Raw genomic sequence first — 14,230 nt, forward strand, 5'->3', positions numbered from 1 at the left:
GAGACAGCAGGGAGCAGACAAACTCCCGCAGTCGCAGACCATTCCCACGAGCTCGGCTGCGGGAGGGTTGAGACAGGTCGCGGACTTCGTTCGCCTGACCAGCCGATTCCCAGAGGAGTTCCTGTCTTGCGCGCCCCTTCTCTTCTTGCCGCGTTCGCCGCCATCCTTCTGCTCGCCGGCTGCTCATCGCCCGGCGCAATAGACGATGAGTCCGATGCCGGAGCGGGCGATGATGACATGATCTCCGGAACGGTGACGGTGTTGGCCGCCGCGTCCTTGACCGACGTGATGGACGTCCTCGCGGAGAGATTCGAGGATGCGAACGCGGATGTCGACATCGCCGCTAGCTACGGCGGGTCGTCGGCGCTTGCCGAGCAGATCATCTCTGGTGCTCCGACTGACGTGTTCTTCTCGGCGAATGAGGCGACGATGCAGTCCGTCGTTGATGCTGGCTTGGCGGTCGACCCGGGAGTGCTGGTCACCAACACACTGCAGATCGCGGTTCCCGTGGGAAATCCCGCCGGGATCACCGGTCTCGCCGACTTCGCCCGGCCCGAACTGACGATCGCATTGTGCGATACCGCAGTGCCGTGCGGGTCTGCAGCGCAGTCGCTGCTCGACCTATCCGGAGTCCAGGCCCAACCGGACACTCTCGAGGAGGATGTCCGCGCCGCTCTGACGAAAGTCTCTCTCGGTGAGGTCGACGCCGCGCTGGTCTACGTGACCGACGTCGTCGCAGCAGGAAGTGCCGTAGAGGGCATCGACGTGCCCGAGGCGCAGCAGGTGATCAACAAGTACCCGCTCACCCTTCTCGCCGAGGCGACGAACCCGGACGCCGCGCAGGCATTCATCGACTTCCTCCGCTCGGATGAGGCACGTCAGGTCTTCGAGGATGCCGGCTTCGCGGCCCCGTGAACGGCTGCAGCCGGTCGTCCTCGCTCTCGGCGTAGTCGGTCTCGCGCTGCTCGTTCTGCCGCTGCTCGGACTGATCCTGCGCGCACCCTGGGGTGATCTCGCCGGGCTGTTCGTCCGACAGGAGGTTCTGCAGGCTCTGGGGCTGTCGTTGCTCACGGCGACGTTGTCGACCGGCCTCAGCCTCGTCCTCGGTATCCCGCTGGCGGTGCTGCTGAGCCGTTCCGTTCGCTGGCGGGTGTTGCCGCGGCGCCTCTTGCGTGCGGCGATCACCGTCCCGCTGGTGCTGCCTCCCGTCGTCGGCGGCATCGCTTTGCTTCTCCTGCTGGGTCGGCGCGGACTCCTCGGGCAATGGCTCACGCAGGTTGGCGTCACCATCCCTTTCACCACCGGCGCCGTCGTGCTCGCGCAGACGTTCGTGGCTATGCCCTTCCTCGTTTTCGCCGTCGAAGGCGCGCTGCGATCGGCAGACCGTCGCAGCGAGACTGCGGCTGCTTCGCTGGGTGCCAGCCCGTGGCAGATCTTTCGTCTCGTGACCGTACCGCTGACGGCACCCGGGATCGCGGCCGGTGCCGTGCTCTGCTTCGCCCGCGCGCTTGGCGAGTTCGGTGCGACCATCACGTTCGCGGGCTCCTTCCCGGGTGTGACGCGCACACTCCCGATTGCTTCCTATCTCGCGATGAACTCCGACCCCGACACCGCGATCGCACTCGCCCTCGTGCTGCTTGCCGTATCGCTGAGCGTTCTCCTCGCGCTCCGCGACCGATGGCTGCCAGGAACCGTATGACTGCACAGCTGACGATCTCCGCACGTATTCGACGCCCCGCTTTCGACGTGATCATCGAACTCAGAGCAGAGCCCGGCCGTGTACTCGCGGTTGTCGGTCCGAACGGGGCCGGAAAAACCAGCATCCTCGCAGCGATCGCGGGTTTCACGGAGGTGGACGGGGCAGTGCGGCTCGGAGACAGGGACCTGGCATCCCTTCCCGCCGCGCAGCGTGGAATCGGCGTCATGTTCCAAGACCTGCTCCTCTTCCCGCACCTGACGGTGCGCGAGAACGTCGCCTTCTCCGCCAGAGCCCGCGGCAGCAGGTGGCCCGCGGCCCGGCGCAGCGCAGATCGTTGGCTGTCCCGCTTCGGCTTGATCGACCTGGCGGAGAGATACCCGGGCGCACTCTCCGGCGGGCAGGCACAGCGCGTAGCGCTGGCTCGTGCCCTCGCATCCGAACCGAAAGCACTGCTCCTCGACGAACCGCTCGCGGCTCTGGACGTGGAGTTCCGCGACGAGGTGCGTGCCGACCTCGGCGTGCATCTGCGTGAGTTCGGCGGACCGACGATCCTCGTCACTCATGACCGCGAAGACGTCGATGCGCTTGCCGACGAGATCGTCGTCCTCGATGCAGGGCGCATCGTGCAGCAAGGAGCTCTCGCCGACGTGACTCGAAAACCTGCCACAGCATGGGCTGCTCGATTCGTGGGAAAGAGGGACGCAGATGATGCCGAACGCGGATAACGACTTCCTCTTGGGGCTGGCCGGAGTATCGGGCACGATGCTCGGCACGTTCATCGTGGGCGTGTTCTTCTACATCGACTCGGAGATGCATCGTCGGCTGGCGGCATCGGAGGCCGCGGACCGGTACTTTCGCTCATCGATTCGCTGGGTGTTCACGGCGTACTCCATCCCTCTGCTCGTCCCGCTCGCGCTCGCGTCACTTGATGCTCTCTGGGGCGCGCTGAGCTTCATCGCCCTCGGCATCCTCTTGGTCGCGATGACCGTCGAAACGGGGCGGCGCATCCTCGCGAGAGGCGGGGCCGGCTCCTCTCGCTCTCTCGTAGTGAACGAATGGGCCTCGAGCTTCGGCATCGTCATCGCCATGGTCCTGCCGTGGACACTGGGCGGCTGGGTGCCCGCACCGGATGACTTCGTGCCCTCACTGCTCATCCTTCTCGCATGCGGTTTCGCGAGCACCGCGGCGCTGGTCATGACGCAGTTCGATGCGACGATGGGCATGGTTGACGCCGGGATGAGAGACAGGGACGGCGCAGAACCGGACGATCCGGCAGATCGCTGAGTCGGATTACTGCCGAGCCTCGATGGGAGAGGTGTTCTGACGTCTACTGCTCGTCTTCGTCGAAGGCTATGCGTGCTCGTTCGATGGCCGGCAGTTGCTCATCCGCCCAGGCGATGAGCGCGTCAACTGGCGCCCGTAACGTCTTGCCCAGCGTCGTGATCCGGTACTCGACGGACACCGGACGTGTGCTGATGACCCGACGTTGCACGACACCGTTCCGCTCCAGCCTTCGCAACGTCGCCGTGAGGGATTTCTGCGTCACGCCGGGTATGGCACGTCGTAAAGCGTTGAATCGAGACGGCCGTTCGCACAATTCGTTGAGGACGCTGAGCGACCACTTATCGAGCACCTGGTCGAGCAACTCGCGGTGCGGCGCTGCGATACGCAGCTCGTCCTCGCGCACGGCGGTATCGCCCATGTAACCAGGTCTCCTTGAAGTGTCTTTCGCCTACCAGGTATCAATGGTAAACCACTACGGACGAACAGGACCTTCCATGTCAGTTGCACGCTTCAGCCCTGCCGGCCTTCAGCCCGGCACGCCCTACGATCATGTCGCCGTCGGCACCGGTACGCGCCATCTGCACATCAGCGGGCAGGTCGCCCGCAGCGCAGAGGGAGAGCCCCTCGCGGCCGGGGACCTCGCAGGCCAGGTCGCGGAGGTGCTGCGCAACACCGCTCGCGCGCTCACCGGCGCGGGCGCGTCCTTCGAGGATGTGCTTCGGATGACGTTCTACGTCACCGACTGGGCACCTGAGAGGATCGCGCCCTTCATGGACGGGATCGCGCGCGTCGCTGAGGAGCTGGAACTGCCGCAGCCCCTGCCGCCTGCGTCCCTCATCGGGGTCGACTACCTCTTCGAGCCCGACGTTCTCGTCGAGCTCGAAGTCACCGCGATTCTCGACTAGCTCGTCTCGTTCGCTGGCACGGCGTAACACTCGGGGCGCCTCTCACCGGATCGGTGAGAGGCGCCCCTCGGGACATCGGTCAGGCGGCGACGTGTGACACGAGGAACCAGCGGTCCTTGTCGAGTCCGCGCTGGATCTCGATCGCGACGTCCTGGCTGGTCAGGTCGATGCCGTCGAGGCCATCGACCGCTGCGCGGACATCGGCGAGGAGACTGTCGATGTCCGCGATCACGGCATGCACGAGGTCGTCTGAGCTCGCGAATCCCGCCGGGACGCTTGTGACGGCGCCCTTCTCGGCGACAGCGCTCACACGGGCGTCGAGCGGGAGCCCGAGCGCGACGATGCGTTCCGCCGCCGCGTCGGCGAAATCGCCCGCGTTGCTCGCGATGGTGTCCAGCAACTCGTGGACGCCGACGAAGTTCGCGCCGCGCACGTGCCAGTGCGCCTGCTTGGCGTTGATCGTCAGTGCCTGAAGGCCGAGCACGACGGGCGTGAGGAACTGCGCGGTCGCGACAACCGCCGTCGGGTCGCTCGCGGTCGTGGCGATGGTGTCTGTGCTGCTCATATCAATCGTTCTCCCTGCTCGTTGGTTTCTTGATTCGGTGGACTCGGTCACGATCGGATGTCTGCGCCGGCTGGCTCTGATGCGGTTCGGGCTCGGAGGGCGGGGATGACGTCTTGTCCGATCTCTTCCATGACGTCCTCGACATCTCTGCGTCCCGGCCGCAGCACCAGGTTGATGTGCGCGATCCCTGCCGAGGCCAGTCCCGTGAGGTAATCGGTGAGACCGGTGGTGCCGACCCGTGCGCCGAGGCGGATGGGCTCGAAGGGTGCATCCGGGTTCTCAGCGAGGTCGAGGTAGAGGTTCGTCATGAACGGCTTGAGCGATATCGCCCGCCACTGCGCGGCGACGGCGCGCATCTGCGGGCCTGCACGGTGGTAGGTCATGTGCGCGTCGAGATTCTCGGCCGCCCACGCCGGGGACTGCTGCGCGCCACCGATCCCGATCAGTGGAATCGTCCCGTCCACAGGGGCGGGCAGGAACGAGTCCTGATCGATCCGGCCCTGCGCCGCCTGCTCCCAGATCTCACGCATGACACGCACGCCTTCGCGGTAGGTCTCTCCACGGCGATCGAAATCGGCTCCGAAGAACGGGTACTCGCCCGGCCTGTCGCCCGAGGCGAGGCCGAGCAGCAGCCGCCCACCGGAGAGAGCGTCGACGGTGGCGGCCTCCTTTGCCAGCGTCACAGGGTGCCGCAGCGGGAGCACAATCCCTGCCGTGCCGAGCAATATGCGCTCGGTCGATGCGGCGAGGTAGCCGAGGTAGGGGATGGGGTCGAAGATCTGTCCGGCATCGCCGAAGTCACGCGGTCGCCACATCGGCACGTCCCGGAGCCAAAGGGCCTGGAATCCGAGCCGGTCGGCGAGCTGTGCCCTCTCCTGATGCCGGGTCAGATCAGGGAAGAGACCCTGACCCGAGACATCTCGTCGAGCGAGGTCGTTGTCCAGGGGCAGCTCGATCCCGAGGGACAAGCCGTCCTTGGTGAGTGAGTCTAGAGCGGTCATGGCATGGTCCGTTCAGTACCAGGAGGGCTTGTCGCCGTCGGTGCCGGGCTTGTTCACGCCGAGCGAGGCGCCGACGCTGTCGGCCGGGTTCTTGGCGAGTTCGGCGACGAGCGCGCCGACGCTCTTGCGGGACACCTCGGTGCCCTGGAAGGGCTCATCCTTCTGGGTCAGCTCGTAGTCGACCTCGTCGTCATCTGACAGCCAGGCGGGACGGATGATCGTGTAGTCGAGGTCGGACTCCTCGATCACTTTCGCGGCGGCGCTGTAGGTCTGCAGGTATCCGCCGTCGAGCATCCGGTGGTTCCACTTGCCGTACTCGCCGGGCACCTCGTCGTAGATGCCGAGGGTGGATATCCAGATCAACCGTCGCGTTCCCGCGGCGGTCAGCGCTGCGACGACGGCGCGGGCCTGAGCTTCGATGTCGCCCCCGCCGAGGTTCGCGTACACGATGTCTTGCCCCGTGACGGTACGCGTGAGGAGGTCTTCATCGAGGACGTCGCCCTCGATCACCTGGACGCGGTCGGCGGGCACGTCAGCCAGGCTCCCCGGGCGACGCAGGTACAGGGTCAGCTCGTTGGCAGGCTCTTCCAGCAGTGCGGCGATGGCGTGTCTTGCGATACGTCCGCCGGCTCCGAGCACGGTGATCTTCGTCATGATCTTCTTCTTTCGTTTGTGTGGTCTTGGGGATGGTCAGCGGTTCACGTCGACGACGATCCGGCCGCGGACGCGCCCGTCCAGAAGGTCATCGGCAACGGAGAGGGCCTCGCTCAGGCCAACCTCGCGGCTCATAGCGGGCAGCAGGTCCAGGTCAAGCTCTGCGGCCAGGCGGTTCCACGCTGCGACGCGCTTGTCGTGAGGTTGGGTGACGCTGTTGATGCCGAGCAGACGCACCCCGCGTAGAATGAACGGCGCGACGGTGGCGGGTAGATCCATGCCCTGTGCGTTCCCGCATGCGGCGACGGCGCCGCCCGCCTTCGTCCCGGCACAGGCATTGGCGAGGGTATGGCTGCCGACGGAGTCGATCGCAGCCGCCCAGCGCTCTTTGCCGAGCGGCCGGCCGGGCTCGGATAGCTCTGTCCGGTCGATGATCGTCGTAGCGCCGAGGCGGCGCAGGTAGTCGGCTTCAGCGGGACGGCCGGTCGACGCGACGACCGAGTAGCCGCCGCATGCCAGCAGCGCGATCGCGAACCCGCCGACCCCACCGTTCGCGCCCGTGACGAGGACGTCACCCGAATCAGTGGTGAGGCCATGCGATTCGAGGGTCATGAGGGAGAGCATCGCCGTGTATCCGGCCGTGCCGATCGACATCGCCTGCCGCTCCGAGATCGCATCAGGAACCGGCACGAGCCAGTCCGCACTCACGCGAGCTCGCTGGGCGAGGCCGCCCCAGTGCGTCTCGCCGATGCCCCACCCATTCACCAGCACCCGGTCACCAGGCGCATAGGAGGGACTGTCGCTGTGTTCCACGACCCCGGCGAGGTCGATCCCGGGCACCATCGGGAAGCGACGCACGACCGGCGCCTTCCCCGTGATCGCGAGGGCATCCTTGTAGTTCAGACCGCTGTACGACACGCGAACCGTGACGTCCCCGTCGGGTAGCTCGCTGTCGTCGAGTTCGCGCAGCGTTGCCTGGTATCCGGCGTCGGCCTTGGCGATGGAGATTGCGCTGAACATCATGCTCCCTCGGGACGGAAACGGATGGATGCGAGGAAGCCGGCGAAGAAGACGCCCATCGGTCGGACGTCGCGGGTCAGGCGGGCGCGAAGGATCGCGCCTTCCCAGCCCACCCAGAAGAAGGACGCCAGCTCGTCGCAGTCGGAGCCGGGCGGGATCTCGTCTGCGTCTGCGGCCAGTCGCAGGCACGCCGCGACGCGACGCTCCCAGTCGCGCAGCACGTCTTCGAGCGCTTCACGGTAGCCCTCGGGAAGGGTGGAGACCTCTTGGCCGAGATTGCCGACCAGGCAACCTCGTTCGAAGTCATGTCGCACCATGCCGGCCTTGGCGTCGTTCACAAACCGCGCCAGGCGTTCCAGCGGAGATGGGCCCTCTTCGAGCAGCCATCGGTCGAGCTTGCGGGCGAAGTAGCCCGCATACCGGTGCAGCACCTCGAACCCGAACGCGTCCTTGCTGTCGAAGTAGTGGTAGAAGGAGCCCTTCGGCACGCCGACGCGCTTCAGGACCGTGTCGATGCCGGTCGCGCTGATGCCCTGCATCGTCAGCACCGCCATGCCGCAACGCAGCAGCGCCTCGCGCGTGTCCCCGTGCTCGCGAGGGATCTTCGGGGGGCGTCCCCGGCGGGGTCGAGCTGCGATGTCGGTCATGACAGCGAATTTAGACCGACCGTCTCTAAATATCTACGAGTGAGCGCAGAGCATGCAGAGATCGGCTAATCGGGGCAGGGATCGGCCACTGGCTGGCGGGGCGCGTCAGGTGGGATCGCTGCCGATGGCCGCCATGGCGTGATCGAGGACGGCTGCGAGTGGCAGGGCTCCGTCTCCTTGAGCCCACGCGGCGATCGCGGCGTCGAGATATCCGAACGTCGCGGCGATCAAAGCCCCCGGGCGGGGGTCGCGGGGGTCGTCCGACTGGTTGCCCAGTCGGCGTGAGACCTCGGGGCCGAGCGTGTCGCGCCAACTCGCGACCTTTGTCGCGTGGTGCACGGCGAGAGCCTGCGTGCCGGTGAGCATCTGTGCGACGCGCATCGCGCGGTCGGGGTCCGTGCTGTAGATCGCGAGCAGTGGATCGAGCGAACGGCGCAGTGCGGTCCACGGCGTCTCAACCTCGGGGCGCTTCTCCAGTGCCTCGCGCATCTCCTCGCCGAAGCCGATTACTCGCCTGAGCAGTGCCTGTTCCTTCGTCGGGAAGTAGCGGAAGAACGAGCTGCGGGAGACTCCTGCAGCAATGCAGATGTCGTCAACTGTCGTGCTCTCGTATCCGCGGTCCGCGAAGAGCTCGAAGGCTGTCTCCGCGACATGGTTCGCCACCGCGCTTCGCGCAAGAGCCCGAGCGGTCGGTCGAACAGGTGGGCGAGGATCCTCAAGCATGCCACTCATGCTACTGTCATCCCGAAACTGAAACTACAGTGTCATGTAGGGGACTACAGTCCCGGGAAGGCGGGCTGCAGGATGCCCACACGAAAAGTCATCGTCATCACGGGAGCCAGTGACGGCATCGGCGCGGCAGCGGCCCGCGCCCTCTCCGCACGGGGCCATCGGATCGTTCTCGTGGGACGCAGCCGCGAGAAGACGCAGCGGATTGCGCAAGAGCTCGAGCAGGAGTTCCACGTGGCAGACTTCGCAGAACTCGAGCAGGTGCGCGCGCTTGCGCACCTGCTCCTCGAACGTCACCCGCGCATCGATGTCCTGGCCAACAACGCCGGTGGCGTGTTCGGCAGGAACCGGCAACTGACCATCGACGGGCATGAAGTTACCTTCCAGGTGAACTATCTCGCACCATTCCTTTTGACGAGCCTGCTCATGGAGAGGCTGATCGAATCCCGCGCTTCGGTCATCAACACCTCGAGCGTCGCGAACCGCGCTTATGGGCGCATCGACCTCGCGAACCTGAACGGTCAGAAGCGGTACAGCCCCGTTACCGCGTACGGCAACGCAAAGCTCGCGCAGATCCTGTTCACCAGGGAACTGCACCACCGCTACGCAGACCGCGGCCTGGCCAGTGCCGCGTTCCACCCAGGCAACATCGCGACCAGTTTCTCCACCGAGGCCGGCGCCGGCCTCCGTCTCGTCTACCAGACCTGGATCGGACGGCGCATCCTCCAGACCCCGGACAAAGGCGCCGACACGCTCGTCTGGCTCGCAGACGCTGAAGCCGGAACCGACTACCCATCCGGCGAGTACTTCGTACGGCGTCGCGTCCGCCGAGCCAACCGCCAGGCCTACGACGAGACACTCGCGCGCGACCTCTGGGCGGCGAGCGAGCGCCTCCTTCACTCCCGATAGAGGAGGGGTGCAGGAGAGCGCGGCCTCACGTCAGAGGGAGCTGATCGATCACCCGGCGGCCCCTCTGGGCGGGCATCTTCCGCGCAAGCACTCAGGTAGTCGGCCACATCCGCTCGGGCGCCGAAACACCCAGCAGGCCGAGGCCGTTGCGCAGCACCTGTCCGGTGGCGTCGTTCAGCCACAGACGCGTGCGGTGCACGCTCTCGATCGGGTCATCGCCGAGCGGAGTGATGCGGCAGTTGTCGTACCAGCGGTGGTACAGGCCGGCGAGCTCCTCCAGGTAGCGGGCAACGCGGTGCGGCTCGCGCACCTCGGCGGCGAACGCCACGACGCGCGGGAACTCCTGCAGAGCGCCGAGCAGCGCCGACTCGGTCTCGTGCGTGAGCAGCTCGGGGGCGAACTTGGAGCGGTCGACGCCCGCGTCGGCGGCGTTGCGGGCCACGTTGTGCGTGCGGGCGTGCGCGTACTGCACGTAGAACACGGGGTTGTCGTTCGTGCGCTTGCGCAGCAGGTCGGGGTCGAGCGACAGCGGCGAGTCGGCCGGGTAGCGCGCGAGCGAGTAGCGCAGCGCGTCGGTGCCGAGCCACTCGCGCAGGTCATCGAGCTCGATGATGTTGCCCGCGCGCTTCGAGAGCTTGGCACCGCCGATCGAGACGAGCTGGCCGATCAGGATCTCGACGTCCTTCTCGGGGTCCTCGCCCACCGCACCCGCGAGCGCCTTGAGGCGGTGCACATAGCCGTGGTGATCGGCGCCGAGCAGGTAGATCTTGTGCGCGAACCCCCGGTCGCCCTTGTTCAGGTAGTACGCGGCGTCGGCGGCGAAGTAGGTGTACTCGCCGCTGGAGCGGCGGATGACGCGATCCTTGTCGTCGCCGAAGTCCGTCGTGCGCACCCACACCGCGCCGTCCCGGTCGAAGACGTAGCCCTGCGCGCGCAGCCGGTCCACGGCGCGGTCGACGAGGCCCGGCCCTCCCGCCTCGCCCGCGGCATGCAGCACGCGCTCCGAGAACCACACGTCGAAGTGCACGTTGAATTTCGCGAGCGAGCCTTCGATCTCCGTCAGCTGCAGCGCGTACGCGTCATCGCGCGCGGCGACGAGCTGCTCGTCGGCCGGCAGGCTCAGGATGTCCGGACGCGCCTCGAGCACGCGACGACCGAGCTCCGTCACGTACTCGCCCGGGTAACCGCCCTCGGGCGTGGACTCGCCCTTTATCGCGGCCAGCACGGAGGCGCCGAAGCGGTCCATCTGCACGCCGGCATCGTTGATGTAGAACTCGCGCGCCAGCGTCGCGCCCGAGAACTGCAGCACCCGGCCGATGCTGTCGCCCAGCGCGGCCCAGCGGGTGTGGCCGATGTGCAGCGGGCCCGTGGGGTTCGCGCTCACGAACTCGAGGTTGATCGTGTTGCCGATCTGCGTGTCGTTGCGGCCGTAGTCGACGCCCGCCTCGACGATCGTCTTCGCGAGAGCGCCCGCGGCTCCCGCCTCGACGCGGATGTTGATGAAGCCAGGTCCCGCCACCTGGACCGACGCGATGCCGTCGGCCGAGGCGAGCTCCTCGGCGATCTCCCGCGCCAGCTCGTACGGGTCCGCACCGAGACGCTTGGCGATCTTCATGGCGATGCTGCTGGCCCAGTCACCATGATCGCGGTTCCGTGGACGTTCCAGCACAATGTCGGTGGCGCTGAGAACGAGCGCTTTCTCCGGGCATCGCCGCGCGGCGATCGGCGCGACGACGGCGAGGAGAGCGGCGGCGAGACCCTTTGTCACCCCGGGGACCACCCGCGTAGGAATGCGAGAACCTTTGCGTCAGGCATCTCACAGGCCCGGAGGCAGTCAGCGTCCTGAGTCCGGTACACATTGGCGCTGACTAGATCATTTCCCCCTAGTTCCTCGGCGTAGATGCTGACGCTTCGTCCGCCTGCGTGCTCCGTTCGAGCTAGTCCGTAGGGACGTCCGTTGTAGACAACACGGGTCCAGCCTATTGGCACCCGGTCGAGCAGCGTGGAAAGGGGCTCACTGCAACGCTCGCCGCGCTGTGGTCGAGTGAGAGCATCCGTGTTGCTTCGCTCGCTGGGGCTTCGCCTGCTTTGCGAATTCAGATTCCCGGTTACGTGGCCCGGGCTAGTCACGTTCAATGTGTCCACCGTCCTCACGGCCTCGCCGGACAGCGTAGGGCCGCCCTGTAGACCACCCTAGACGCAGACTGGACCCCAAAGACCAAAAGTTGCGTATGTCGCGTCTGACCTCCCGCACATCAGCGAACTCGACGCGCCCGCCGGATCGACTGGCCCTCCGCTGCGCAGTGCACAAGGCGTCGGTCTCCGACGCGGTGCCGCTCAGATGCTCTGACGAGTCACCACAGGTTCGCTCTGCTGCGGTCGCCCGATGACGGGGCGGGGCGTGCCCAACTCTCGTACCCGCTCGCCGACGGCCTGCGCCACCTTCCTTGTACCGGCTACCGTGGCGTCCCGCACAGCCCGGTGCAGTCTCTCCTGCCCGTGACTGATCGCGTCCGCGGCACGTTGGCTGCTGTGTCGCATCAGTTCCGATGCGGGCATCCACGTCAGCCGCGAACGATCCTTCACCTGAGCGGCGATGCGCTCCCGACGCGCCGCCAACGCCGGGTCCGACAAGCGAGCCAGCGCGTCCGAATCCCTTTGCGCCGTCTCCACATGCTCCGGCCCGGCCGTTCGTTCAGACGCCACAGTCACTACTGAATCCCTGCCATCCTGCTTCAGCGGGATGTACCGCTCGTCGTCAGCCGTGTTCATGATTCCTCCTCTTTCTCCACTGCGGTCTCGGACCGCTTCTCGACTGATTTCAGCCACCGTCCGACGGTCGTCGGATGGACACCGAGCTCGAACGCGATCTGTCGGTTCGACAGACCCCGCTTGCTCAATCGGATCGCCTCTTCAGGCCCGCCCATATCCGCGGGCGCCCGGCTCGGCGTAGATGATGCCGCGTGCGTGTCTTCCGCTGTGACTGCTGTGCTCACTGTTCCGGACGCCAACGCTCGAACCGGCGTACGCTCCAACCTCCCTTCCTGCATCAGGGTCGTGGCCGGGACGACATCGGCATCCTCACCGACGGTCGGCACGGCGCGGCGGTAGCGGCCCAGCTCCACGGTCAAGTGCGTGGCCGCAAGCAGTACGATCGGTGGCACCGATGCCACGAGTGCCGCCACTATGCCGGGCACGGTGTCGTCAGCGGCGACCAGTGCGTGCGTGATGTTCGCCGTGATCGACACCAGCGCCGCCCCGGCCAACAGCAGCCATGGATACCGGGTCGCCGCCCGCCCATACGGTGACAAGGCGACCACCGACATCGTCGCGATGACGATTACCCCGTCCACGATCAACGGCCATACCCACGCGAGCCCCACCGCGGTGCCCGCGCGGGACGCGAGGTCCGCGAGCGCGGTGAACGATAGCCAGAACGCGCCGACTCCCAGCAGCACCGTGCCGATGATCGAGGCACCGACGACCCAGGCACCCATCCGACGCTGCGGCATACCCGTCACAGCGCCGGCACGGAGACGTCGACCGTCGCCGTCGTGCGCACCGGAGTCGCCGTACCCAACTCCACCGTCCGGGCCCGCGACGTCTCCCGTTCAGCGTCGGGGCCGGTGCGGTCAAGCCCGGGCGGGTACCCATCGCCGATGCCCGCATCCGGCAGCTTGTCGAGGATTTCCAGTGCCACGCGACGCACCCGCTCGCCGGTCTCGCGCACCACGTCCACCGGTTCCTTGTCCGCCACCGACTGCGCCCACGTCGCGACGTAGGGAATCGTGTAGTCGCTGGTGTCCATGCCGTGCGCCGCGCCGATCATCATCGCCACCGACTCCGCTTCTACCTCTCGGATGCCTCGATGATGGGTGACGGCCTCAGCCGGGTCGTGCATGCGGACGTGCCCGAGTTCGTGCGCCAGCGTCTTCACCCGCGCTGCATCGTCCATGTCCGCGCGAACTGCGACAACCTTCGTGTCGTAGATCGTCACGCCATTCGCTCCCCAGATGGAAGTCGCATCCACCGCGTCCTGCAACTCGAATCCCTCCGTCGCGACCTGGGCGGCGAGCCCCGCCCACAGCCCGGCCGGCGCCTCTCCTTCGAGCAGCCGCGGCATTGGCCGCTCCGGGATCTCCGACCCGCTGGTCTGCGTCACATCCCACACGTAGGCGGGCTTCACGTTGACGATCCTCGAACGCACCACCTCGCCTGCTGCAGGTTTCTCCCGGGCTTGCAGTCTGCGCCACGACATCGGATCGGAGGGATCTTTCGACGCGAATCGCCCCATCACCGGGGCGTAGATCATGTACCCGGATTGGCCCTTGTCGACCGACCGGTCGAGTTGTTTCCACTGGTTGAACCCCGCTACGTACGTCGGCACCGGCGTCGATACTCGTCCCTGTTCGTATGCGTCGGTGTGCTGGGCGTAGATCAGCAGTGTGTTCCGAAAACTCCGAGATCTGAACCGGGCCGCGAACTCGATTGCCCTCTTCCAATCCTCACCCGTCGTCAGCCCCGCGACGGCAGTCTCGAGCTTCTCCGCCATCTCGTCGAGCTTGGCTTCACGCGCCGCCTGCACCTCGGCCGGTGAACGTCTCATTCGGGCCACTCAGACCACCGCCTTCACGTCCGCACCGACCACGCTCGGATCGGCTATTCGTGAGGACAGGTGCGCGCGTCACACCCCACAAGTCCGTGCTGGAGGTGACCTCGGGAACCTGCTGCTGTCCCGCGAGTAACCATCCCGGGTGCCCGGCACTCCCGAGCCGCCATCGCCCTCTCGCTACTCTCCGCCGCTCATCCTGTTCGCC

Annotated in this window: 17 protein-coding genes; 6 read left to right on the plus strand and 11 right to left on the minus strand. The window is 66.7% G+C overall.

Annotation, left to right across the window (positions count from 1 at the left end; all coding sequences use genetic code 11):
• Window positions 1–126: 126 nt before the first annotated feature.
• Genes modA through WDU93_RS06020 form a run of 4 tightly spaced genes read left to right on the plus strand, consistent with a single transcriptional unit; the run spans window position 127 to window position 2,983 of the window.
• A complete protein-coding gene (modA, locus tag WDU93_RS06005; RefSeq protein ID WP_074040873.1) occupies window positions 127–915 on the plus strand; it encodes a molybdate ABC transporter substrate-binding protein in 789 nt (262 codons plus the stop codon).
• Entirely contained in the window at window positions 893–1,699 is an 807-nt protein-coding gene (locus tag WDU93_RS06010) for an ABC transporter permease (protein WP_200829310.1), read from the plus strand. The genes modA and WDU93_RS06010 overlap by 23 nt, the downstream gene beginning before the upstream one ends.
• Window positions 1,696–2,424 (plus strand): ABC transporter ATP-binding protein, encoded by a 729-nt coding sequence (locus WDU93_RS06015; RefSeq protein ID WP_160126272.1) that lies wholly within the window; start codon window positions 1,696–1,698, stop codon window positions 2,422–2,424. The genes WDU93_RS06010 and WDU93_RS06015 overlap by 4 nt, the downstream gene beginning before the upstream one ends.
• A complete protein-coding gene (locus WDU93_RS06020; protein WP_143181275.1) occupies window positions 2,405–2,983 on the plus strand; it encodes a hypothetical protein in 579 nt (192 codons plus the stop codon). The genes WDU93_RS06015 and WDU93_RS06020 overlap by 20 nt, the downstream gene beginning before the upstream one ends.
• Window positions 2,984–3,026: 43 nt before the next feature.
• On the opposite strand, the gene WDU93_RS06025 is transcribed toward WDU93_RS06020, so the two are convergent.
• On the minus strand, window positions 3,027–3,401 hold the full coding sequence (locus WDU93_RS06025) for a winged helix-turn-helix transcriptional regulator (protein ID WP_074040869.1): 375 nt from the start codon (window positions 3,399–3,401) through the stop codon (window positions 3,027–3,029).
• Window positions 3,402–3,477: 76 nt separating this feature from the next.
• Between WDU93_RS06025 and WDU93_RS06030 the strand changes: the two genes are divergently transcribed.
• Window positions 3,478–3,888, plus strand: a complete 411-nt coding sequence (locus tag WDU93_RS06030; RefSeq protein ID WP_074040868.1) for a RidA family protein — start codon at window positions 3,478–3,480, stop codon at window positions 3,886–3,888.
• Window positions 3,889–3,967: 79 nt separating this feature from the next.
• On the opposite strand, the gene WDU93_RS06035 is transcribed toward WDU93_RS06030, so the two are convergent.
• From WDU93_RS06035 to WDU93_RS06060, 6 genes are all read right to left on the minus strand, one after another.
• Entirely contained in the window at window positions 3,968–4,453 is a 486-nt protein-coding gene (locus tag WDU93_RS06035) for a Dps family protein (RefSeq protein ID WP_074040867.1), read from the minus strand.
• A gap of 47 nt (window positions 4,454–4,500) precedes the next feature.
• Window positions 4,501–5,454, minus strand: a complete 954-nt coding sequence (locus WDU93_RS06040; RefSeq protein WP_074040866.1) for a TIGR03571 family LLM class oxidoreductase — start codon at window positions 5,452–5,454, stop codon at window positions 4,501–4,503.
• A 12-nt stretch (window positions 5,455–5,466) separates the two neighbouring features.
• Window positions 5,467–6,108 (minus strand): SDR family oxidoreductase, encoded by a 642-nt coding sequence (locus WDU93_RS06045; RefSeq protein WP_074040865.1) that lies wholly within the window; start codon window positions 6,106–6,108, stop codon window positions 5,467–5,469.
• A 36-nt stretch (window positions 6,109–6,144) separates the two neighbouring features.
• Window positions 6,145–7,131 (minus strand): acrylyl-CoA reductase (NADPH), encoded by a 987-nt coding sequence (gene acuI / locus WDU93_RS06050; protein WP_200829309.1) that lies wholly within the window; start codon window positions 7,129–7,131, stop codon window positions 6,145–6,147.
• Entirely contained in the window at window positions 7,128–7,775 is a 648-nt protein-coding gene (acuR, locus tag WDU93_RS06055; protein WP_074040864.1) for an acrylate utilization transcriptional regulator AcuR, read from the minus strand. Before acuR ends, acuI begins: the two co-directional genes overlap by 4 nt.
• 105 nt (window positions 7,776–7,880) lie before the next feature.
• On the minus strand, window positions 7,881–8,498 hold the full coding sequence (locus tag WDU93_RS06060) for a TetR family transcriptional regulator (protein ID WP_243755000.1): 618 nt from the start codon (window positions 8,496–8,498) through the stop codon (window positions 7,881–7,883).
• An 81-nt stretch (window positions 8,499–8,579) separates the two neighbouring features.
• On the opposite strand from WDU93_RS06060, the gene WDU93_RS06065 reads away from it, so the two are divergent.
• Entirely contained in the window at window positions 8,580–9,413 is an 834-nt protein-coding gene (locus WDU93_RS06065) for an SDR family NAD(P)-dependent oxidoreductase (protein WP_074040862.1), read from the plus strand.
• A 91-nt stretch (window positions 9,414–9,504) separates the two neighbouring features.
• Here WDU93_RS06065 and argS read toward each other — a convergent pair whose 3' ends face one another.
• From argS to WDU93_RS06085, 4 genes are all read right to left on the minus strand, one after another.
• Entirely contained in the window at window positions 9,505–11,193 is a 1,689-nt protein-coding gene (gene argS / locus WDU93_RS06070; protein ID WP_420064044.1) for an arginine--tRNA ligase, read from the minus strand.
• Window positions 11,194–11,750: 557 nt separating this feature from the next.
• A complete protein-coding gene (locus tag WDU93_RS06075; RefSeq protein WP_074040861.1) occupies window positions 11,751–12,185 on the minus strand; it encodes a hypothetical protein in 435 nt (144 codons plus the stop codon).
• On the minus strand, window positions 12,182–12,925 hold the full coding sequence (locus WDU93_RS06080; RefSeq protein WP_074040889.1) for a DUF2637 domain-containing protein: 744 nt from the start codon (window positions 12,923–12,925) through the stop codon (window positions 12,182–12,184). The genes WDU93_RS06075 and WDU93_RS06080 overlap by 4 nt, the downstream gene beginning before the upstream one ends.
• A gap of 5 nt (window positions 12,926–12,930) precedes the next feature.
• Window positions 12,931–14,019, minus strand: coding sequence for an ArdC-like ssDNA-binding domain-containing protein (locus WDU93_RS06085; protein WP_074040860.1), 1,089 nt, complete (start codon window positions 14,017–14,019; stop codon window positions 12,931–12,933).
• Window positions 14,020–14,230 lie beyond the last annotated feature (211 nt).

It is taken from the genome of Microbacterium istanbulense, assembly GCF_037204145.1.
Classification (GTDB): domain Bacteria; phylum Actinomycetota; class Actinomycetes; order Actinomycetales; family Microbacteriaceae; genus Microbacterium; species Microbacterium istanbulense.